General features: G+C 64.3%; 17 protein-coding genes. 5 read left to right on the top strand and 12 right to left on the bottom strand.

Translation table 11 applies throughout. The annotated features are described in order from the left end of the window. Positions 1-176: 176 nt before the first annotated feature. Positions 177-839 (top strand): PRC-barrel domain-containing protein, encoded by a 663-nt coding sequence (locus AC4P1R_RS02065; RefSeq protein ID WP_069460329.1) that lies wholly within the window; start codon positions 177-179, stop codon positions 837-839. A 340-nt stretch (positions 840-1,179) separates the two neighbouring features. Here the strand turns inward: AC4P1R_RS02065 and AC4P1R_RS02060 are convergent, their stop codons facing one another. Together AC4P1R_RS02060 and AC4P1R_RS02055 are read right to left on the bottom strand one after the other, a co-directional pair. After that, a complete protein-coding gene (locus tag AC4P1R_RS02060; RefSeq protein WP_069460328.1) occupies positions 1,180-2,505 on the bottom strand; it encodes a putative bifunctional diguanylate cyclase/phosphodiesterase in 1,326 nt (441 codons plus the stop codon). Between the two features lie 306 nt (positions 2,506-2,811). After that, complete coding sequence (locus tag AC4P1R_RS02055; RefSeq protein ID WP_069460327.1) at positions 2,812-4,533, bottom strand: PAS domain-containing protein; 1,722 nt, start codon at positions 4,531-4,533, stop codon at positions 2,812-2,814. Positions 4,534-4,899: 366 nt separating this feature from the next. Between AC4P1R_RS02055 and mutL the strand changes: the two genes are divergently transcribed. Both mutL and AC4P1R_RS02045 read left to right on the top strand, forming a co-directional pair. Beyond that, positions 4,900-6,714, top strand: coding sequence for a DNA mismatch repair endonuclease MutL (mutL, locus tag AC4P1R_RS02050; protein ID WP_069460326.1), 1,815 nt, complete (start codon positions 4,900-4,902; stop codon positions 6,712-6,714). A 216-nt stretch (positions 6,715-6,930) separates the two neighbouring features. After that, a complete protein-coding gene (locus tag AC4P1R_RS02045; RefSeq protein WP_069460325.1) occupies positions 6,931-7,164 on the top strand; it encodes a DUF2093 domain-containing protein in 234 nt (77 codons plus the stop codon). Positions 7,165-7,181: 17 nt separating this feature from the next. On the opposite strand, the gene lpxK is transcribed toward AC4P1R_RS02045, so the two are convergent. The 6 genes from lpxK to AC4P1R_RS02015 form a co-directional block, all read right to left on the bottom strand. Then, positions 7,182-8,228 carry a tetraacyldisaccharide 4'-kinase gene (gene lpxK, locus AC4P1R_RS02040; RefSeq protein ID WP_069460324.1) on the bottom strand — a complete coding sequence of 349 codons (1,047 nt, stop codon included), beginning with the start codon at positions 8,226-8,228 and terminating at the stop codon, positions 7,182-7,184. Positions 8,229-8,364: 136 nt separating this feature from the next. Next, positions 8,365-9,066: an HAD family hydrolase gene (locus AC4P1R_RS02035; RefSeq protein ID WP_069460323.1), complete on the bottom strand. Its 702-nt coding sequence runs from the start codon at positions 9,064-9,066 to the stop codon at positions 8,365-8,367. Positions 9,067-9,177: 111 nt separating this feature from the next. Further along, the gene (gene waaA, locus AC4P1R_RS02030) at positions 9,178-10,503 is read right to left on the bottom strand and encodes a lipid IV(A) 3-deoxy-D-manno-octulosonic acid transferase (RefSeq protein ID WP_069460322.1); all 1,326 of its coding nucleotides are present in this window, start codon (positions 10,501-10,503) and stop codon (positions 9,178-9,180) included. Between the two features lie 36 nt (positions 10,504-10,539). Further along, positions 10,540-10,776: a DUF4170 domain-containing protein gene (locus tag AC4P1R_RS02025; protein ID WP_069460806.1), complete on the bottom strand. Its 237-nt coding sequence runs from the start codon at positions 10,774-10,776 to the stop codon at positions 10,540-10,542. A 58-nt stretch (positions 10,777-10,834) separates the two neighbouring features. Beyond that, complete coding sequence (locus AC4P1R_RS02020) at positions 10,835-11,647, bottom strand: 3'(2'),5'-bisphosphate nucleotidase CysQ (protein WP_069460321.1); 813 nt, start codon at positions 11,645-11,647, stop codon at positions 10,835-10,837. A gap of 108 nt (positions 11,648-11,755) precedes the next feature. Next, entirely contained in the window at positions 11,756-13,102 is a 1,347-nt protein-coding gene (locus AC4P1R_RS02015) for a TldD/PmbA family protein (protein ID WP_069460320.1), read from the bottom strand. Between the two features lie 151 nt (positions 13,103-13,253). On the opposite strand from AC4P1R_RS02015, the gene AC4P1R_RS02010 reads away from it, so the two are divergent. Further along, on the top strand, positions 13,254-15,113 hold the full coding sequence (locus AC4P1R_RS02010; protein WP_069460319.1) for a monovalent cation:proton antiporter-2 (CPA2) family protein: 1,860 nt from the start codon (positions 13,254-13,256) through the stop codon (positions 15,111-15,113). Positions 15,114-15,122: 9 nt separating this feature from the next. Here AC4P1R_RS02010 and AC4P1R_RS02005 read toward each other — a convergent pair whose 3' ends face one another. The 3 genes from AC4P1R_RS02005 to AC4P1R_RS01995 all read right to left on the bottom strand — a co-directional run bounded on the left by AC4P1R_RS02005 (position 15,123) and on the right by AC4P1R_RS01995 (position 18,469). Then, positions 15,123-16,004 carry a patatin-like phospholipase family protein gene (locus tag AC4P1R_RS02005; RefSeq protein ID WP_069460318.1) on the bottom strand — a complete coding sequence of 294 codons (882 nt, stop codon included), beginning with the start codon at positions 16,002-16,004 and terminating at the stop codon, positions 15,123-15,125. Positions 16,005-16,225: 221 nt separating this feature from the next. Continuing rightward, a complete protein-coding gene (gene rsmD / locus AC4P1R_RS02000; RefSeq protein WP_069460317.1) occupies positions 16,226-16,795 on the bottom strand; it encodes a 16S rRNA (guanine(966)-N(2))-methyltransferase RsmD in 570 nt (189 codons plus the stop codon). Positions 16,796-16,798: 3 nt separating this feature from the next. After that, a complete protein-coding gene (locus tag AC4P1R_RS01995) occupies positions 16,799-18,469 on the bottom strand; it encodes a pseudouridine synthase (protein WP_492177369.1) in 1,671 nt (556 codons plus the stop codon). A 72-nt stretch (positions 18,470-18,541) separates the two neighbouring features. On the opposite strand from AC4P1R_RS01995, the gene AC4P1R_RS01990 reads away from it, so the two are divergent. Further along, complete coding sequence (locus tag AC4P1R_RS01990) at positions 18,542-18,991, top strand: nucleoside deaminase (protein WP_069460315.1); 450 nt, start codon at positions 18,542-18,544, stop codon at positions 18,989-18,991. Positions 18,992-18,994: 3 nt separating this feature from the next. Here AC4P1R_RS01990 and AC4P1R_RS01985 read toward each other — a convergent pair whose 3' ends face one another. Next, the gene (locus AC4P1R_RS01985) at positions 18,995-19,471 is read right to left on the bottom strand and encodes a GNAT family N-acetyltransferase (RefSeq protein WP_069460314.1); all 477 of its coding nucleotides are present in this window, start codon (positions 19,469-19,471) and stop codon (positions 18,995-18,997) included.

The following is a 19,471-nucleotide window of genomic DNA, read 5'->3' as shown; positions in this document are numbered from 1 at the left end:
CGCCCGCCACCGCCGATTGGACAAGCCTCATATCTACAATCATCAGCTTTGAAGAAGCGCCCGCTCGGGAACCGTTTTCATTCTCGCGCGTTGCCTGAACGTCATCGGCGCAGTTCAATTGCTTGGAGTGAGAGGACTGCGCCTCAATCGACAACGTCAACGAAAGGCACTGTGAGATGACCAAGATTCTTAAATCTTCCGTTGCCGCTGGCGCGCTGGTCGTGGGCGTTGCCCTTGCCCCGATGAGTTTCGCACAGGACACCACAACGCCGGCCACGCCGGAGACGCAGACGATGGAACCGGCCCCGGTCACGCCGGATGCTGGTGAGCAGGCGCAGACTCCGGACGCTCCGGCGATGCCTGATGCGAGCCAGCAGGCGCAGACCCCGGATGCTGCGGCGACGGACACCACGACCGCCACCGCGGATGCCGGTGCGGGCTACTTGACCGAACAGGCTGAAGATCAGATTTCAGCCAACAGCTATATCGGGCAAACGGTCTACAACGCCAATGATGAAAATGTCGGCCAGATCAACGACCTGATCATCGAAAAGGACGGCGGCGTAGAAGCGGCCGTGATCGGCGTCGGCGGATTCCTCGGCATTGGTGAAAAGAATGTCGCGGTTCCGTTCGCCAACATCGAAGCGAACATGCAGGAAGACGGCCTGACGCTCAAGCTGATGACCACCGAAACGGCTGATTCTCTGAAGGCCGCACCTGAGTTCAAGAACAGGTCGCAGGTGATGGCCGAGCGTAATGCCCAGCAGACCGACACGACAACAACGTCCGGCGTGACGCCGGCGACCCCGGTAGAACCGGAACCTGCTCCGCAGCAGTAAGCTGAGCGGGGCTGAGAAGGCAGGGGCGCATCTCCCGGCCCCTGCTTTCTCGCCTGACAGCCGGCGCGCAGCCGCAGCTGAAGGTAGTGTCAGCTGTCAGCGTGGGGCCAAATAGTCCCTCACCTTTTCAGCCTGTCTCGGCGGCGCTCCATCTTCGGCGAGAAGACCCTTGACTTGCGATTGACGCGCACTTCCCACGCTTCCTTCGTCCACGCGTTTTTGCATCACCTGCAAATCAAAGGACGACAGCGGCTTTTCGCGTCTGACAAGACGGCGGCGCGGCCTGTCCGTGAGGAGGGGGCTACCGTTCCGCCGCCAATCACCGGTTAGCTGGGGTATCCTAGAGCAACGCATTCGCGCGGTGGCGGCCGGCGAGATAGCGCATGGTTGCGACCGCGTCGGCTGGCTTGCCATAGAAATAGCCCTGCCCCATGCCGCAGCCGAGCGCTTTCAGTTTGACCGCCTCGGCGAAATCCTCGATGCCTTCGGCAACGACCTCGAGTTCTAGCCCTTCGCACATCGAGACGATCGCCCTGACGATATGCTCCGACGCGCGGTCTGCGGCAATGCGGGAAACGAAGGCCCGATCGATCTTCACCTTGTCAAAGGAGAAATCCCGCAAGCGGCCGAGGCTCGACTGCCCGGTGCCGAAATCGTCGAGCGAGACGCGCACCCCGGCCGCCCTCAAATCTGTGACGATCTTCTGCGCCACATCGGCATCTGCCATGACCGCGGTCTCGGTAATCTCGAGTTCCAGCCGGCGCGGGTCGAGTCCGACCTGGTTGATGATCGCGAGCAGTCTGCCGCTCGTCGTCGGATCGGTCAGTTGCGCAGAGGACAGGTTGAATGAAAGGAACAGCTCTTTCGGCCAGCAAAGCGCTGCCTGAGCCGCCTTGTGCAGCAGCATTTCCGAGAGCGGATCGATAAAGCCGCGCTCCTCGGCCAGCGGAACGAACAGCGCAGGAGACACATAGCCGAGATCCGCGTCGCACCAGCGGGCGAGCGCTTCGAATCCGACGACGCTGTCAGTGCACAGATCGACGATCGGCTGGAAATGCACGTCGATTTCATCCGCGATGATGGCATTGCGCAACGCCTGTTCAAGCTGGGTCGCCCGCTTCATCTCCTGGGCGATCTCGTGCGAATAGACGGTGATCTGCCCCCGGCCCCGCCGCTTCGAGCGGTAAAGAGCCGTATCTGCGCTCTTCAACAGGTTTTCGAAGGTGTCGCCCGCGAAAGGAAAGACGGCGAAACCGAAGGATGCCGAGAGCCGGACCGTGCGGTCGCCGAGGTCGACAGGCGCCGAAAGCGCCTCTCTCAGCATCTGGCCGATCCTTTCGGCGCCGTTTCGTTCGAAGACCAACGGCAGAACAAGAGCGAATTCATCGCTTGCGGTCCGCATCACCGCCGCGCCTTCCGGCACGCAGGCCGTCAAGCGATGCGCCACCTGGCAGAGTATCCGGTCGCCGGCCTCCCGACCGAACAGGTCGTTGATGGGCTTGAAGCCATCGAGGTTTGCGAGGCCGATGGTGAATGGCGCCGGGTCGGCGGCTCGTTCGGCTGCAAGTGCCAGCACACTCCGCTGCAATTGTTGGGCGTTGCCGAGGCCCGTCAGCGGATCGGTCGGCGCATTGCCACCAAGCGGATCAAGCGCGAAGAGCGTCATCGCGGCGGGTTCCAGCAGTCGTGCCTCCGCCGACGCCCGACGCAGGAAAGATCAGCCCGCAGCCCCCTCCTGCCGGAGCACATGTCCGGCACACGGGAGAAAATCTGCTCGACCGAGGTCATCATGCCACTTTCCCGCCCGTTCACCTGCGGCGCCATGCGCACAAAGGTCGCTGTTGTTGGGGGCGGCCGATGGGTTTGCCCTCCAATCGACGCCGATCTACGGCACCAACCTGCGGACAATGACAATCTCGGGTTAACAATCCCATAGCGAGGCACCGTCAAATCTGTTGAGGGCTATCCCCTGTCAGCCATTGGCGCGTAGTGTCCCGGCCGGCATGTATTTCCTGAGGACTGCCTCGATCATATCCGGGCTGATCGGCTTCATGATGTGGCCGTCCATGCCGGAGGCCTGGCATTGATCGAGATCGATGTCGAGAGCCTGCACCGTCACGGCCACGATGGGCGTGCGGTATCCGGTCCGTTTTTCAGCTTCCCGAATAGCGGCGGCAGCCTCGAAACCGTTCAGAATGGGCAGGGTAACGTCCATCAGGACGATTACAGGGCGGAGCTCTTGCCAAAGCTCCACCGCCTCGCGGCCGTCAGCGGCAATCCGATAGGAAATCCCAAGGCCCTCGAGTATCTGCGCGAAGACGAATTGATTGATCTGATTGTCTTCGGCCACCAGCACGTCCAACCTGGTCGCAATCGCACCGGGGCCTGCTGCGTCCTCGAAGGAGATCTCGAAATCCCCCTGTGGAAACAAGGACCGTCCCGGCCGGCGCTCGGCGCAAGCCCGAAAAATTTCGGTAAGAAGCGCCGCGATATTGGTACTGCCTGTCACCTCGATGAGCGGGCAGTCCCGCCACCAGGCAGGGATCGCATCCCTTTGGGCGAGCGCGCGATCGAGCAACAGGACGTCGAGCTTCACGCCGCGGCTTTCGGCGGTGCTCGCGAAGGATTCGAGCTCCTCGAGGTTGCGAACGGCGCAGGCATCGAGCCCCGAGCCGCGCAGGCGCGCGACGATGCCCTCTTCCAGGTCGCGGTCGGACGTTGCCAGCAGTACGCGCAGGCCGCGCGCCGGCAAAGTCTCGATCATCGATCCGGTTTCGACGAGTTGCTGGACATTCAGCGCCCGAAACGGGTCATAGAAGTTCTGGCCGGGACTGAAGATGCTGTAGTCGCGGATCTGCAGCCCGGAGGGGCTGCCACCGCCCTCGCCACAGTACCAGGCGGCGATGTCGGTAACGTCGGTCATGCAGGTCACGACGAATTGGCGGCCCGGCATGCCGACGCGGTACTTGCGCGTCACCACCCAAAGGTCGCTACCATCGGCGCGCACCATGTGCTCAGCCTCCGAATGCGGCCGTCCGGTTGCCAGCACCTGCCGGTCCGACAGGTCTAATCGCTCGGCGATATCCGCATCCAAGAGGTCCCAGGCCGAACGCCCGAGTATCGCCTCCGGGGGCAGGTCGTAGAGACTGCAGAAGGCCTTGTTGACCGCGATATAATGAAGATTGCGGTCCTTGACGCAGATCGGATTGGGCTGGGCGTCGAGGATCTCTTCCGTGAGTTCGATGCGCTCAATGTCCGTCTGCAATTGCTCTTCGCGCTTCTTCTGCTCGGTGATGTCGGTAAGCGAAAGAATGCCGATGCCGCTCGGGAGGCGGCGCGTGCGCAGGCAGATCCACCGCGTGCGGCCGACCCGTTCGACGCCTTCGTAGCGTTCGCGCCAGTGGAGGGCCATCTGTTCGGCGATCCAGTCCTCCCGGTTGGCGCGGCGCCGGCTGTTCTCCGGCAAGGTTCCAGGACGTGCCCCCGTGTCGTAGACTGCACCCAGGAAATCGCGAAGCCGCGTGCCCGGCCTCAGCAGGCGGGCAGGTACGGGGAAAAATTGCATCATTGCCGCGCTGGCAAAGAGAATCGTGTCGTCCCTGCCGCAGACGAGCAAAGCGAGGCCAAGCGCGTCGCAGCCCGACTCCAGCACCATCCTCATGATGTCCGCGCCGACCGGCGCCACATCGTCCATTGCACTGCCCTCATCTCGGTCGCTGCTTGGAACCGTGCAGCAAACCCAAAGTGTCACGGCATCCGTTGCGCGTCTCTGCGGCAAACGGCGCTGTCGCGGCGGTTTTCATTTTGGGACATGCTGGCTGGCCTTAAAACGGCATTTCTCCGGGCCGTGCGAGCAGCGTCCAGCAACGCTGCGGTCCTCCAAAGAACAAACCCGTGATCATTCAGGCTGTTGTGGAAAATCGCAGCAGAACGTTAAGGTGGGATTAAATCGATAGGGCGTTTTTCCCCTGGAGCGCTGATAGCTGGCATTCTCTCCCCCCCGCCGGCGCAAAGCCGGGATCCCTCTTTCCCTTGTCCGGCGAATCCGCGAAAATGGGCAATGGCCATTCAGCAACTCTCCGAAACACTCATCAATCAGATCGCCGCCGGTGAGGTCATCGAGCGGCCTGCCAGCGCCGCCAAGGAGCTGATCGAAAACGCCCTCGATGCGGGCGCGACGAGGATCGAGATCGCCACGGCGGGAGGTGGAAAGACGCTCCTGCGGATAACCGACAACGGCTGCGGCATGGCGCCGGACGATCTGGAATTGGCGGTCCGTCGGCACTGCACCTCGAAGATCAGCGACAGCCTCATGGATATCCGTACGCTGGGCTTTCGCGGCGAGGCCTTGCCGTCGATCGGGTCGGTGGCGCGGCTGTCGATCACGACGCGCGCGGCCGGCGCACGGGAAGGCGCGGCCATCACCGTCTCGGGCGGCAAGGCCGAACCTGTGCGCCCCTCGCCCGCCAATGGCGGTACCGTCGTCGAAGTGCGCGATCTCTTTTTCGCGACGCCGGCGCGGCTCAAATTCATGAAGTCGGAAAAGGCCGAAGCCGCCGCGATCTCGGAAGTCGTGCGCCGTATGGCGATCGCCTTTCCGAAAGTACGCTTCGTGCTTTCCGGATCCGACCGCTCGACGCTCGAGTTTCCGGCAACGGGCGATGACCGGCTCGCACGGATGGCGCAGGTGCTCGGCAAGGAGTTCCGTGACAACGCGATCGAGATCGATGCCGAGCGGGAAGAGGCGCGACTGACCGGCTTTGCCGGCGTCCCGACCTTCAACCGCGGCAACTCGCTGCAGCAATATGCCTTTGTCAACGGCCGGCCGGTTCAGGACAAGCTCATCCTTTCGGCGATCCGCGCGGCCTATGCCGAGACCATTCCGCAGGGGCGCTACCCGATCGCCGTGCTGTCGATCACGCTCGATCCGGCCCTCGTCGACGTCAATGTACATCCGGCGAAATCGGATGTGCGCTTCCGCGATCCAGGTCTGATCCGCGGACTGATCATCGGAGCAATCCGCGAGGCCCTGGCACGCGAGGGCGACCGCGCGGCGACCACCGGGGCGCACGGTCTGATGCGGGCCTTCCGCCCCGAGGCTTACCGGCCCGAGCAGCAAAGACCACAGGCGCCCTGGAATGCAGCCGCCTCACCCTACCGGCCCATGGATTTCGATGCACCCGTCCGTGGCTTTGCGGAGCCGCCGCAGGCGGCCTTCTCGGAGTTTGCGCAGCCTTCGGCACGCGCCGAAGCGGCCGTCGAGGCACCCGTCACCAATACCGGCCACGAGCCCTCCTTTCCTCTCGGTGCCGCCCGTGCCCAGATCCATCAAAACTATATCGTCGCGCAAACCGGGGATGGTCTCGTCATCGTCGATCAGCACGCGGCGCACGAGCGCCTCGTCTTCGAAACGATGAGGGAGGCGCTGCGTTCGCGGGCCGTGCCGGCGCAAACGCTGCTCATTCCCGAGATCGTCGATCTCTCCGAGGAGGATTGCGATCGCCTCATGGCGCATGCGCAGGAGTTCCTGCGGCTCGGGCTTGCGATCGAGCGTTTCGGCCCCGGCGCGATCGCGGTCCGCGAGACCCCGGCGATGCTCGGCGAAATGGATGCCGTCGGCCTGGTCCGCCAGCTCGCCGACGAACTGGCGGAATGGGATACGGCGAACGGCCTCGCCGGCCGGCTCGAATATCTTGCTGCGACAATGGCCTGCCACGGCTCCGTGCGCGCCGGCCGCCGCCTGCGCACTGAGGAGATGAACGCGCTGCTTCGCCAGATGGAGGCAACTCCGGGTTCCGGGCAGTGCAATCACGGCCGCCCGACCTATATCGAGCTCAAGCTTGCCGATATCGAACGGCTTTTCGGCAGGAGCTGACATCCGTACGAGAGAGACCGGATTGCTGGCGGCGGTGGCGGATATCAGAATTCCGCTGGCCTTTTTCGAGACGCCGGGATAGACGGGAAGATACTACAGCGCCGCGCGTCTTATTGAACACGCAAAGGTCGCTGTAGCACTTTGAATTGCTGCATGTCTTTGTCCTTTAATCGAGGTCGATTAAAGGAGACATGCAGTAGTAGTGACGAGGCGCAAATGATGAACCGTTTCGACGGAAATTCCTCCCGCGAGGCGAAGATTCGCTACCTCGATGGTGACTTTCAGATCGTCCTTGCGGGCTCCTACGTCACCTGCGCCATGACCGGCAAGCCAATACCCGTCGATGAGTTGCGCTATTGGAGCGTTGCCCGGCAGGAGCCTTACGCGGATGCCGCAGCCTCGCTCGAGGCGGAGCGGCGCGCCGGAGCTCTACCCGATCAGAGGCGCTGAAGCGCCGCGCCTGCTGCTCAGCGCCGCTGCTCTTTCGTCATCCCCAGCTTGCGCGCCCGCGCGTGATCGAGCGTCGCCTCGATGATCTTGCGCGGGGCCTCCGGGTCGTCGAAATGCACCTCGATTTCGACGACCCTGCTCTTCTCCGCCAGTTCCGCCGCCCGGCCGTGGCCCGGCTCCAGGCGCACCATGTCCTTGGCCGTCGTTACCAAGGTGCAGCCCCGGCTGTCGGCCCGGTCGATGAGGTCGGCGATCTCATCTTCGGAGAAATGGTGGTGGTCCGGGAAGCTCTGCGTTTCTTCGATGATCGCACCCGTCTCCCGCACCGTGCGATAGAACTTCTCCGGGTCGGCGATGCCCGCCCAGGCCAGGACCCTGACGCCCGCAAGCGATCCGTCGTCGAGCCGCATCGTGTCGGCCACATAGACGGCCTTTCCCGCCCGTGCGGCGCGGCGGATCAGGAGATCGGCGGCCGGTCCCCGGCCGATCTTCAAAAGCGCCGTGGCATGGCGGAGCTGATTGGCGATCGGCGCGCGCACCGGACCCGAAGGCACGAGATGTCCGTTGCCGATGCCTCGGCCGGAATCGATGACCAGCAGGGCGAAGTCGAAGGTCAGGCGCGCACTCTGGAATCCATCATCCATGATGATGATGTCGGCGCCTTCGGCGGCAAGTCTGCGGGCACCCTCGACACGACGCCGGCAAATGACCGTCAGCGCCTCGCGCGCGAGCAGTAGCGGCTCGTCGCCAACGTCGCGGGCGCGATGATGGGCGGGGTCTACCACCGTCGTGACATCGAGCGAGCCGCCATAGCCGCGACTCAGGAAACCCGGCGTGAGCCCGCGTGCCCGGGCCGCCCGGGCAAGGGCGATCGCCGTCGGCGTCTTACCGGCCCCACCGACGGTGAAATTGCCGACGCAGATGAGCGGCGCCGGCGGCATGGAGCGGCGCGCACGGTCCATGCGCAGTCCGGCGACGCGGCCGTAGAGCCAGGAAAAGGGCCAAAGGGCATAGGCGCGCCAATCGGCCCTGGTCCACCAGAAGGGTGGCGCTTCCGAAACCATTTTTGACGTGCCGCCTCCGTCGCTCTCTGACCGCGGACGATCTCCGATTCACCCGCCATCGCCGCCGCAAATGGGCGTGACCGCCACAAAAAACGTCAGAACGGCAAAAAAGGCAAGCCGGTCAGACGGGGCACCCTCAAAGCACCGCTTCGAGCTCGGTGATATCTGTCAGGCAATGATCTGACGCCGCGGCGAGCGACTGGCGTGAACCCGTGCCGCTGAGCACGGCAATAGTCAGCCCGACGCCGGCGCTGCGGCCCATATGCATGTCGTGATTGTTGTCTCCGACGACAGCGACCTGTTCGGGTGTGAGCCCCGTCGCCGCGCAGAAGCCGAGCACCATTCCCGGCTCCGGCTTGACGCCGTAGCCGCTGTCGTAGCCGGCGACGTAGTGCAGGAAACGGTCGAATCCGAAGCGTCTGGCGGTTTCCCGGATCGAGCACTCATTGTCGCTCGAGGCGACGCCAAGGCGATATCCCCTGGCATGCAGTCCGGCGAAGAAGGCGGCGAGGTCGGTGACTGGCACGGCATAATCAGCGGACCGGGCGAAAAGCCCGTCGAACAGCGTCGTCAGCGCCTCGACTGTGAAAGGCGCGCCCGCACCAACCATCCCGGCCGCGATCTCCACCGTATTCCCAGCGGCCAGAAGGCTGTCCGGCGTGACATGGCCGGTGTCCGGGTCCATCCCGCCCGCCTCGAGTAGCGCCCGCGCCAGCGTCTCGTCGCCTTTGGCCGCGATCCGCGCCAGCTCATAATTTACCGGCACCCAGCTCTTGACGTAGTCGAGAAGCGTGCCGTCCTTGTCAAACAATATGCCGGCGATGGCGACTGTTGCCATGGTCCTGATCCGCAACGGGTTTCTGCAGCGCCGCGCGTCTTTTAGACGCGCAAAGTTCGCTGTAGCTCTTTCAATCGGTGCATCGAGCTTTCCGAAAATCGATTCCGACTTTCAGGCCGATGCGCTGGTTTCCGCGCGCGGTGTGAGCCGCGCCTTCACGATCAGCGGGTTGATATAGGGCTCCAGGCCCTTCAAGCTCGCCGTCAGCGCGCCGCGCATTTGTTGCACGGATTCAAGGCCGGCGTCGATCATGGAGCGGCGCATGTCGTCGTTGGCGAGCAGATAATTCACCCCCTTCGCCAGCATCTCGACGTCACGCACGATCTTGGCGCTGCCGTTCTTGGCAAGCATCTGATAGGTCTCGCGGAAATTCTGGACATTGCCGCCGGAGAGCACCGCGCAGCCGAGCATGGCCGGCTCGAGCGGGTTCTGACCGCCTTCGGCAAAAAGCGATCGGCCGACAAAGGCTACTTCCGTCAGCCGGAGGTAGAGACCCATTTCGCCGATCGTGTCACCGAGAAATATATCGACGTCGGACGTCAACGGATCGCCCCGGGTGCGGCGCGCGACCTTGAGGCCTTTGGCCGTCAGGGCCGCCTCGACGGCGTCGCATCGCTCCGGATGACGCGGCACGACGATCGTCAGCAGATCATTGCGCTCCTTCAATACCCGATGGACGACCCCCGCCGCATTCTCCTCTCCCTCGAAGGTGGAGATCGCCGCCCAGGTTTTGCGGCTGCCTATCTGCTGCCGATACTCGCGCAGCGCCTGCGGATCGTGCGGCGGCGCATCGGTATCGACCTTGAGATTGCCGGAAACCATGACCGGCAGCGCGCCGAGCGTGCGGAACCGGTCGGCATCGATATCCGACTGGGCGATGACGAGCGCAAGGTTTTCGAAAAGGGCGTCCGCCAGGGATGGGCGCTTCTTCCAGCGGGAGAAGGTACGGTCGGAGAGGCGGGCGTTGACCAGGACCTGCGGAATGTGCCTGCGGCCGAGCTCGACGATGGTCATCGGCCAGATTTCTGATTCGGCAATGATCGCCAGATCCGGCTGCCAATATTCGAGGAAGCGGCTCACCGCCGGCTTGAAATCGAGCGGCACATATTGATGCACGACGCTCGCGCCCAGCCGCTCGGCCGCCACCCGGGCCGAGGTCGTCGTGCCGGTGGTCAGCACCACGGCAATGCCGCGGCGCCGGATCTCCCTGATCAGCGGGGTTACCGCGACAGTCTCGCCGACACTGGCCGCATGGAACCAGACGAGCGGTCCATCGGGGCGCGGCGCACTGGCGTGCCCATAGCGTTCGCGACGCCGCGCGGGATCTTCCTTGCCTTTGGCCGCCCTCAGAGCCAGGTAGGGACCCACCATGGGATAGATCGCGGTACCGACCCAGCGATAGGCGGAAAGCGCAAGCCGCGCGCGAAGGCTACTCATATACGCGCGCCCTCTCCAGCGCCGACATCCTCGGCGTCATTCATTTTCCGGGTCGAGCAGGCGATGCATGTGCACAATGAAGTAACGCATATGGGCGTTGTCGACCGTCATCTGCGCCTTGGCCCTCCACGCGGCCAGGGCGCTCTCGTAATCAGGATAGATCCCGACGATATCAAGTTGCTCCAGGTCGCGGAATTGCACCTCCTGAAGCGTCGTCAGTTCGCCGCCGAAGACGAGATGCAGGCGTTGTTTCTTGTCGGTGTCGTGAGCCATCATGTTCCCATTTTCTTTTGAACGGTCGGCGTTGATTTGCGGCATTCGCCCCCAAAGGTCAATGGTCCTCGAGCGCGCGTGTCGCGGCCAGCAAAGACGGCAGTGCCTGCCCGGATGCGGCGCCCAGAAAGCCATGGCTGACAATCGGGCGATTGTAGGACAGTGGTAGACCGTCGAGACCGCATAGTGCGCCGCCCGCCCGCGCAAGAATGAGATCGGCGGCCGCCAAATCCCAGTCGTGGGCGTTCTTCTTGACGATGGTGCCGTCGATGCGGCCATCCGCGATCATCGCCAGCCGATAGGCGAGCGACGGCACATGCGGCACGCGCTCGATCCGTTCGCGATAGGGAGAGTGAAGCTTTTTCACGAGATCCTCGGCGACCGCCAGATGCAGCCTCTCGCCGGGATCGCGAACCGCGATCGTCTCGCCGTTCTTGCAAGCCTCGCCGTCGTGGGTCGCCTGGAACAGCTCTTCAAGTGCCGGCGCGTAAAGAACGGCCGCCGCCGGCAGGCCCTGATGGACGACCGCAACGCTGACGCACCAGAGCTCCTTGCCCCCGATGAAGGCGCGCGTGCCATCGATCGGGTCGACCACAAAGACGGTGTCGCGCGTGAGGCGCGTCTCGTCATCGTCGGTCTCCTCCGAAAGCCAGCCATAGCCGGGCCGGGCGCCGAGCAGCCTTGTGCTGAGGATGTCGTTTGCGGCAAGGTCGGCCTCGCTCACGGGCGAACGGCCTTCATTCTTCCAGCGAACGTCGACCGCCCTGCGGAAATATCCGAGTGCCGTGTCGCCGGCCGCGACCGCGGCGGCAATGATCAGTGCGAGGTCCTCGTCCCAGTTGGGCGTGGCCGAAGGGATCGTTTCAGACATTCAACTCCCTAAAGGCGCGAATCGGACCCGCGCGCTCAACGTGGCCGTCCAGTCGGTCATACAGCGTCGCCCGCCTTTTCAGACGCGCAAAGGTCGCTGTCTGATGCGCTAGGATCCGGCAAGGGTCATGCCTTCGATGGCCAATGTCGGCGAGGCGATGCCGAAATTCCTGTCGATGTCGTCGGCGGGCGTCAGTGCCATGAACATCTGCTTCAGATTGGAAGCGATCGTCACCTCGGAAACGGGGAAGCTGATCTCGCCGTTCTCGATCCAGAAGCCGGAGGCGCCGCGGCTGTATTCGCCCGTAACCATGTTGACGCCCTGGCCGATCAACTCCGTCACGTAGAAACCCGTGCCAACATTGCGGATCAGATCGTCCCTCGAAATCGCACCCGGTTCGAGGGCAAGATTGGTCGAGGCGGGGTTGACGGTCGGACCGCCGCGCACGCCGCGCCCGTTGGTCTGAAGGCCGAGTTCCCGAGCCGCCGACGTCGACAGGAACCAGTGCTTGAGGACTCCATCCTCGACCATGGACATTTTCTGACCGGTTACCCCTTCCCCATCGAAAGGACGCGAGGAGGCGCCGCGCACGATCAGCGGGTCGTCCGTGACGGTAATGCCGGACTTCAAGATCCGTTTGTCCATCATGTCGCGCAGGAAGCTGGTCTTGCGCGCGACCGAGGCGCCGTTGATCGCGCCTGCAAGATGGCCCACGAAGCCGCGCGCAACACGTGGATCGAAAACGACGGGCACGTTCTTGGCAGTTGCCACTCGGCGTGGGTTAAGACGGGCCACGGCCCTTTCCCCAGCGACACGGCCGATGTCCTCCGGGCTCCGCAACTCGCTGAAATAGAGGCGGCTGTCATAATCATAGTCCCGCTCCATCTTCGTGCCTTCGCCGGCGATCGCGCTGACGGAACGGCCGAAGCGCGTCGCCATATAGGAGCCGGAAAATCCGTGCGAGGTGACGAGCACGAGCCCGCCCATGCCCGCGCTGGCACCGGCGCCGCTCGAGTTTGTGACACCCGATACCGAGAGCGCCGCCGCCTCGGCCGCGAGCGCCGCTTCCGTCAACGCCTCGCTCGAAACCTCGCGGGCGTCGAACAGATCCAGATCCGGATAAGACTTCGCCAGGCGATCAGGGTCGGCCAGCGACGCATATGGGTCCTCGGGTGAAGCCATTGCCATCGCCACGGCTCGTTCCGCAAGCAGCTTCAGGTCGAAACCGGGATTGGCGGAAACGCTGGCGACCCGCCGTCCGACGAAAACCCGCAGCGAAAACTCGTCGCTTTCGGAGGATTCCGTCGCCTCGACCTTGCCCAGCCGCACCGACACGGAGCGGGAACGGCCGCGTACGACCACCGCGTCCGCCGCATCGGCTCCGGCCTGGCGAGCCCGATCGACGAGTTCGGCGGCGCGTGTTTCAAGGATGGCGGAGTCGATTGTCTCGGACATTGCTGGACCTTTCCTTCCTGCCCCATTTATTGTGCAGTAAGGCATGCATCAAGGGCATCATCACGATTCCCCTTCCCGCATGCAAACGAACGTACGGCCAATCGCCCGGCCTTCCAGGGCGGGAGAGGCCGCCAGCATGGAAACATTGAGCATGGCAACGACACCGTTCATCTACACCGAGCCATTGATGCTGCTCGGCGGTGCCGTGGTCGCGGCACCCTTGTTCAAGCGCCTCGGTCTCGGCACCATTCTCGGCTATCTCGCCGCCGGCGTACTCATCGGTCCGATCGCCCAGCGCATCACTGAGGGCGAGCAGATCCTGCACGTGGCGGAACTCGGCGTCGTGTTTCTGCTGTTCATCATCGGGCTCGAGCTGAAGCCATCGCGGCTCTGGCAGATGCGCCGGGACATATTCGGCCTCGGGTCGGCGCAGGTGGTCCTTACCGGTGCCATTCTCTCCGGTCTTATCGCGTTCTTCGGTCTGCTCGACTGGCGCGGAAGCGTCATTACCGGCTTCGGCATGGCTCTCTCTTCGACCGCATTCGCCATGCAGATCCTCGACGAGAACAACGACACCAACACGCGATACGGTCAGCGCGCCTTTTCCATCCTGTTGCTGCAGGACATCGCCATCGTTCCGCTCCTCGCCCTGATCCCTTTGTTGGCTGCCCGGGCGCCGGAAGCCACGACTTCGCCGCTCCAGGACTTCGCCATAGCGATCGCCGCGATTGCCGCTCTATTTGCAGCGGGCCGCTATCTGCTCAATCCTCTCTTTCAGGTCATCGCCCGCACCGGCGCCCGTGAGGTCATGATCGCCGCCGCGCTGCTCGTCGTCATCGGGGCAGCGACGATGATGCAGCTTGCCGGCCTGTCAATGGCCATGGGTGCATTTCTCGCGGGCGTGCTGCTGGCGGAATCCTCGTATCGCCACGAACTCGAGGCCGATATCGAACCGTTCCGCGGCATCCTGCAAGCGCTGTTCTTCATGGCTGTCGGCCTGTCGCTGCAACTCGGCGTCGTCGCGGCCAACCTTCTCCTGATCCTGATCGCAGTGCCGCTGCTGATGGCGGCGAAGAGCCTTGTCCTCTACGGCCTCTGCCGCGCCCTCGGTTCCCATCACAACGACGCGGTGCGCGTTGCCCTGCTCCTGCCACAGGGCGGCGAATTCGGTTTCGTGCTCTTCACCGCAGCGGCCGCCGCCGGCGTGTTTTCGCAAGGGATTTCGTCCCTGCTCGTCGCCATCGTCACGCTCTCAATGGCGCTCACGCCGGTCGCCGCGCTCCTGTCGAAGCGGCTGTTGCGCGAGCGCGACGAAATGGAGGACGAGATGGAGGAGGATTTCGAAGGCGCAGGCGCCGATGTGTTGATGATCGGTTTCTCGCGCTTCGCCCAGATCGCCGCGCAAATTCTCCTGGCCGGCGGACGCGACGTGACGATCATCGATCATTCCGCCGCGCGCGTACGCCAGGCCGCGACGTTCGGATTCCGCATCTATTTCGGCGATGGCACGCGGCTCGATGTACTTCGCGCGGCCGGCATCGAGAAGGCAAAAATCGTCGCGGTCTGCACCCAGAAGAAGGAAACGACGGACAGGATCATCGGTCTCTTGCAGTCCGAATTTCCGAAGGCGCGCATCTTTGCCCGCTCCTATGATCGGCTGCATACGCTGGAACTGCGCTCCAAAGGCATCGACTACGAGCTGCGCGAGACCTTCGAATCCGGCCTGCTCTTCGGCAGAAAGACGCTCGAGGCGCTGGGAGTCGCCGACGAGGAAGCGATCGGCATCATGGACGATATCCGCCGGCGCGACGAGGCGCGGCTGGTCCTGCAGGAGGCGGAAGGCATCAGCGCGGGCCGCCACATGCTGCATTCAAAGCCGGTGCGGCCGGAGCCGCTGGTGAAACCACGACGGGACGTCAGCCACACTGCCGAAACGCAGGAGCGAGTCCGCTCGGCGCTCGCCGCCGACGCCAAGGCTCGTCCCGACGACACGCTGGCCAACGCCGATTAGCAACCCGCATCAGTCGCCTGGCCGCCAATGGCCGATGCGGTCGGAAAGTGCGCGTTTCATCTGGTCCTTGGCCGGCATGGTGGCGGCGAGCACCTCTTGCGCACGCAGGAAATCGAGGACGCGGAAGCGGCCGACATCGGGACGCAGCAGGAGATCGGGCGCGCCGGCCTTCATCTTCATGGCAATGATCGACTGCATCATCAGTTGGCTTGCGCCGAACAGGCTGTCGATTCGACTCGGGATTGTCTTGCCGTCGCCGTCCGGGCCGCCGACGACGTCGACCGCGACGACAATGTCGGCCGCCTGACGCAAGTGGTCGAAGGGGATCGGGTTATAGATGCCGCCGTCGATCATCACACGGCCGTCGATCTTCACCGGCATGAAGACCGCAGGCAGCGCACAGGAAGCGGCAAGCGCCTTGCGCAGGTCTCCGCCATCGCAGACGCGCTCCGTCTGGCCGTAATAGTCCGTGACCAGGACTTTCAGTGGAATTACGAGCTCGGAAAAGCGGCCGGGAATCGCCTCAGGCAGAAAGGCCTTCAACACACGCTCGATGTTGAGCTGCCCAAAGCGGAAGCCGTTCGCCATGGCCTCCGAGAGGCTGCTCGGCCTCAATTGCCACAGCCTGTTCAGCACTTCGCCGCGATGGCCGACCGTCGAAAGCGCGTGCTCGCGAATTTCCCTGCCGGTCATGCCCGCTGCCATGGCGGCCCCCATGAGCGCGCCGATGGAGGATCCGGCGATTGCAACGGGGCGGATGCCCATCTCGTCGAGCGCCTCGATCACATGAATATGGGCAAGGCCGCGTGCGCCGCCGCCGCCAAGGGCGAGCGCCACGGTCGGCTCAGCTTTCTTCGTTGCCGAGTCCAGCCTCGACAGGTTCTGCTCCATCGACAGCTCCCTTCCATCAGCGGCCGTCTGCTCTCGAGCCCGCCCGATCCACCGCGCTCTATCGCATCGATCCGAGAATCATACTCGATTTCGAAAAGCTCGATACCGCAGTTTCAAAGAGTTGCAGCGACCTGGCATGTCTGAAACGACGCGCGGCGCGGCAATGCAGGCTGCTGCACGTCCTTGGTCGATCTCGATTGAGCAACAAAGAATGCAGCAATTCAAAGTGCTACAGCACCGCGATAGCGGAAAAAATGCATGTGCGTATCGGCGAAGGCGCGCGTATCGCGCAGTTCGAAGGCCAACGACAGCTGCGGTCGAACATCCGCCCGCTCCTCCAGCACGGCGAGCGCCCCGGGCACGAGCCATCCGCCGGCGGCAGCGGCCTCAAGCGCGCGTTCACCGAGTCCCTTGCCATAGGGCGGGTCCGCGAAAACCAACTGGAACGGCTCCATCGTTCCGACGGGCCCGAGATCGGTCGCGTCGCGCCGGAAGATCTTTGCGCGCCCCTGCAGGCCGAGCGCTTCGATATTGACCCTTAGAATCCCGCGGCCTTCCACGCCCTGTTCGACGAAAAGCGCCTGGCGGCAGCCGCGCGACAGCGCCTCCAGGCCGAGGGCGCCGGTGCCCGCGAAAAGATCAAGCACGCGCGTATCGTCGAGGGCCCCGGGATAGCTGTGACTGAGGATGTTGAACAGGCTTTCACGCGCCCGGTCCGTTGTCGGCCGGATATCGTTTGACTTCGGCGTGGCAAGCGAGCGACCCCGGAACTCACCAGCGACGATGCGCACGGCCTACGACTTCCCCTTGCCGCGGGGCTTGCCGCCACCGGTACGGCCGCCGGGTTTTCCCCCGAATTTGCCTCCGCCCGACTTGCCGCCGCGCGGTCCGGAAGAGCGCGGCGGGGAGGATTTCGCCCCGGCCGGCTTTGTGCTCGCAGACTTGCCGCCTGCCGGTTTGGCATTGGCGGGCTTCGTGCGCGAGCGATCGCCGGAGACACGATCCTCGTCGCTGCGGCGTTGCGGGCGCGCGGCGCGTTCGCTGCGCTGGCGCTCGCCCACCTCCCGGCGCGGCGGACGATCACCATGGTCGCGCGAATTCCGCTCGGCGGCGCCCTCCGTGGAGCGGCGCCGCTCGAACCCGCCGGCCGTCTCACTCGTTCGACGTGCTGGTTTGTCCGCGCGGCCTTTCGCGGCCGGGTCGCGAGCGCCCGCCGCCTTCGCATGAGCATCCGGCTTGCCCGAACGCTTCGCCTCCGCATTCTTGCCGCGCGCGGGCTTCGCCGCGGGATCATCCTCTGCCGCCTTCGATTTCTTGGTGGCTACGGGGCGGGCGCCGGGCGCCATCCACACATTCGACGCGCGGCTGCGGCGCTGCGTCGGGCGAGGCTGGCGCTCCTCGGTTCTGCCAGCGCCACGCTCGCCGCGTTCGCGCGAACGGCCATCGGCGCGGCGCGTGTCGAGCCGGGCAAGCGCGCGTTCCCGCTTGTCCTCCTTCTGCCACGTGCCGCGTTCGTGCTTATCCCCCTTAACCTTCTCGTCGCGCTCTTCCATTTCGCGGGCAGGTGGCTGGTCGTTGTACAGCGGCGCGTCGAAATTCGCCTTCGCTTCCTCAATGAGCCAGGGCCCAAGCTGTTCCCTCAGCGTTCTGCCGCGGATTTCCTGGACCTCGCCCTCCGGCAGGTCGCCGAGTTGGAACGGACCGTAGGAGATGCGGATCAGCCGGTTCACGTCAAGGCCAAGTGCGCCGAGCACGTTCTTGATCTCGCGATTTTTCCCCTCGCGCAGACCCATGGTGATCCAGACATTCGATCCCTGCACCCGATCAAGCGTCGCATCGATGGCGCCGTAAAGGACGCCGTCGACGGCAATGCCTTCCTTCAGCCGGTCGAGGGCGGCCTGGTCGATCTCGCCATGGGCGCGAACACGATAGCGACGCAGCCAGCCGGTCGCGGGCAATTCGAGCACGCGGGCGAGCCCGCCGTCATTCGTGAGCAGCAGCAGCCCCTCGGTATTGATATCGAGGCGGCCCACCGACAACACGCGCGGCAAGTCCTCGGGCAGCCCATCGAAGACAGTCGGGCGACCCTCCGGATCGGCATTGGTCGTCACCAGACCCGCCGGCTTGTGGTAGAGCCAGAGCCGCGTGCGCTCGATGCCGCGGACCGGATGGCCGTCGACTTCAATCCTGTCGGCGAGCGTCGCGTTGACGACCGGCGTATCAAGCTGGACGCCATTCAAGGTCACGCGCCCTTCCATGATCATCCGCTCGACATCGCGGCGCGAGGCAACCCCGGCACGGGCGAGAAGTTTCGAGATGCGTTGCGGCTCGCCGGCACCCACGGAATCCGCGGCGGTGCCGCTCCTGGCCGGTTTCGTTGCGCCAGTCTTCCTGCCTCCGGAAGAGGATTTGCTGTTCCGGGATTTGGCCTTGCCGGGCCCCTTGGGCGTGTCTTTGGATGTCATTTCTATTGCCTGCCTTTTGCCGCTGTCCTATCAGGTCGAAGGCTTTCGGTTAAGCGAAATTATGAGCAAGTGATGGCGGAAACAGCGCGCTTCATGGATGCGGCCCTCGCGGAGGCCCGCAAGGCGGCGGCACGGGGCGAGGTGCCGATCGGTGCGGTCGTCGTGCTCGATGGCGAAATGATCGCCGCCGCCGGAAATCGCACCCGCGAACTCCACGACGTCACTGCCCATGCCGAGGTCGAGGCGATCCGGCAGGCGGCAAGCGCCGTGGGCGACGAGCGGCTTGCCGGCGCCGATCTCTATGTCACGCTGGAGCCCTGCACCATGTGCGCGGCCGCCATCTCCTTCGCCCGCATTCGCCGCCTCTATTATGGAGCCGAGGACCCGAAAGGCGGTGCGGTCGAGAATGGAGTTCGCTTCTACGCCTCGCCCACTTGTCATCACGTTCCGGATGTCTATTCCGGTCTCGCCGAGCGGGAGGCCGCCGAAATTCTCCGCGACTTCTTCGCTGCCCGGCGGTGATTCTCAGTCAGCCGCCAGAGCTTCGAGCTCCTTGCCCGTGAGCCGATAACGCGTCCACTCCGACAGCGGCTCGGCGCCGATCGACTCATAGACGCGGATGGCGGGCTCGTTCCAGTCTAGGACGCTCCATTCGAAGCGGCCGCAACCCTCGGCAAGGGCGACGCGCGCCAGATGCTTCAGGAGCAACTTTCCCGCGCCGGAGCCGCGATGCTCGGGCGAGACGTAGAGGTCCTCGAGATAGAGGCCCTTGCGTGCCTGCCAGGTGGAGTAGTTGTAGAACCAGACGGCGAAGCCGGCAGGCTTGCCATCGATCTCGCAGATGGCGGCGCGGGCGGCCGCTCGCGGTCCGAAAAGCGACCCCTGAAGCAGTTCCACAGTGGCCTCGACCTCGTGCTCCGCCTTTTCGTAGACGGCGAGCTCCGTGATGAAACGCAGAATCGTCGTTGCATCTTCAGCAACGGCATCGCGGATGCTAATCAT

Source organism: Sinorhizobium sp. Y406, assembly GCF_058732025.1.
The sequence above is the reverse complement of the archived record's forward strand: the minus strand, read 5'-3'. Positions and strand labels throughout refer to the sequence as shown.

What these genes read in the sequence shown, in the direction of transcription:
- AC4P1R_RS02065 (WP_069460329.1), top strand. Translation starts at nt 177, where the DNA reads ATGACCAAGATTCTTAAATCTTCCGTTGCCGCTGGCGCGCTGGTCGTG.
- AC4P1R_RS02060 (WP_069460328.1), bottom strand. Translation starts at nt 2,505, where the DNA reads ATGACGCTCTTCGCGCTTGATCCGCTTGGTGGCAATGCGCCGACCGAT.
- AC4P1R_RS02055 (WP_069460327.1), bottom strand. Translation starts at nt 4,533, where the DNA reads ATGGACGATGTGGCGCCGGTCGGCGCGGACATCATGAGGATGGTGCTG.
- mutL (WP_069460326.1), top strand. Translation starts at nt 4,900, where the DNA reads ATGGCCATTCAGCAACTCTCCGAAACACTCATCAATCAGATCGCCGCC.
- AC4P1R_RS02045 (WP_069460325.1), top strand. Translation starts at nt 6,931, where the DNA reads ATGATGAACCGTTTCGACGGAAATTCCTCCCGCGAGGCGAAGATTCGC.
- lpxK (WP_069460324.1), bottom strand. Translation starts at nt 8,228, where the DNA reads ATGGTTTCGGAAGCGCCACCCTTCTGGTGGACCAGGGCCGATTGGCGC.
- AC4P1R_RS02035 (WP_069460323.1), bottom strand. Translation starts at nt 9,066, where the DNA reads ATGGCAACAGTCGCCATCGCCGGCATATTGTTTGACAAGGACGGCACG.
- waaA (WP_069460322.1), bottom strand. Translation starts at nt 10,503, where the DNA reads ATGAGTAGCCTTCGCGCGCGGCTTGCGCTTTCCGCCTATCGCTGGGTC.
- AC4P1R_RS02025 (WP_069460806.1), bottom strand. Translation starts at nt 10,776, where the DNA reads ATGGCTCACGACACCGACAAGAAACAACGCCTGCATCTCGTCTTCGGC.
- AC4P1R_RS02020 (WP_069460321.1), bottom strand. Translation starts at nt 11,647, where the DNA reads ATGTCTGAAACGATCCCTTCGGCCACGCCCAACTGGGACGAGGACCTC.
- AC4P1R_RS02015 (WP_069460320.1), bottom strand. Translation starts at nt 13,102, where the DNA reads ATGTCCGAGACAATCGACTCCGCCATCCTTGAAACACGCGCCGCCGAA.
- AC4P1R_RS02010 (WP_069460319.1), top strand. Translation starts at nt 13,254, where the DNA reads ATGGCAACGACACCGTTCATCTACACCGAGCCATTGATGCTGCTCGGC.
- AC4P1R_RS02005 (WP_069460318.1), bottom strand. Translation starts at nt 16,004, where the DNA reads ATGGAGCAGAACCTGTCGAGGCTGGACTCGGCAACGAAGAAAGCTGAG.
- AC4P1R_RS01995 (WP_492177369.1), bottom strand. Translation starts at nt 18,469, where the DNA reads ATGACATCCAAAGACACGCCCAAGGGGCCCGGCAAGGCCAAATCCCGG.
- AC4P1R_RS01990 (WP_069460315.1), top strand. Translation starts at nt 18,542, where the DNA reads ATGGCGGAAACAGCGCGCTTCATGGATGCGGCCCTCGCGGAGGCCCGC.
- AC4P1R_RS01985 (WP_069460314.1), bottom strand. Translation starts at nt 19,471, where the DNA reads ATGATTAGCATCCGCGATGCCGTTGCTGAAGATGCAACGACGATTCTG.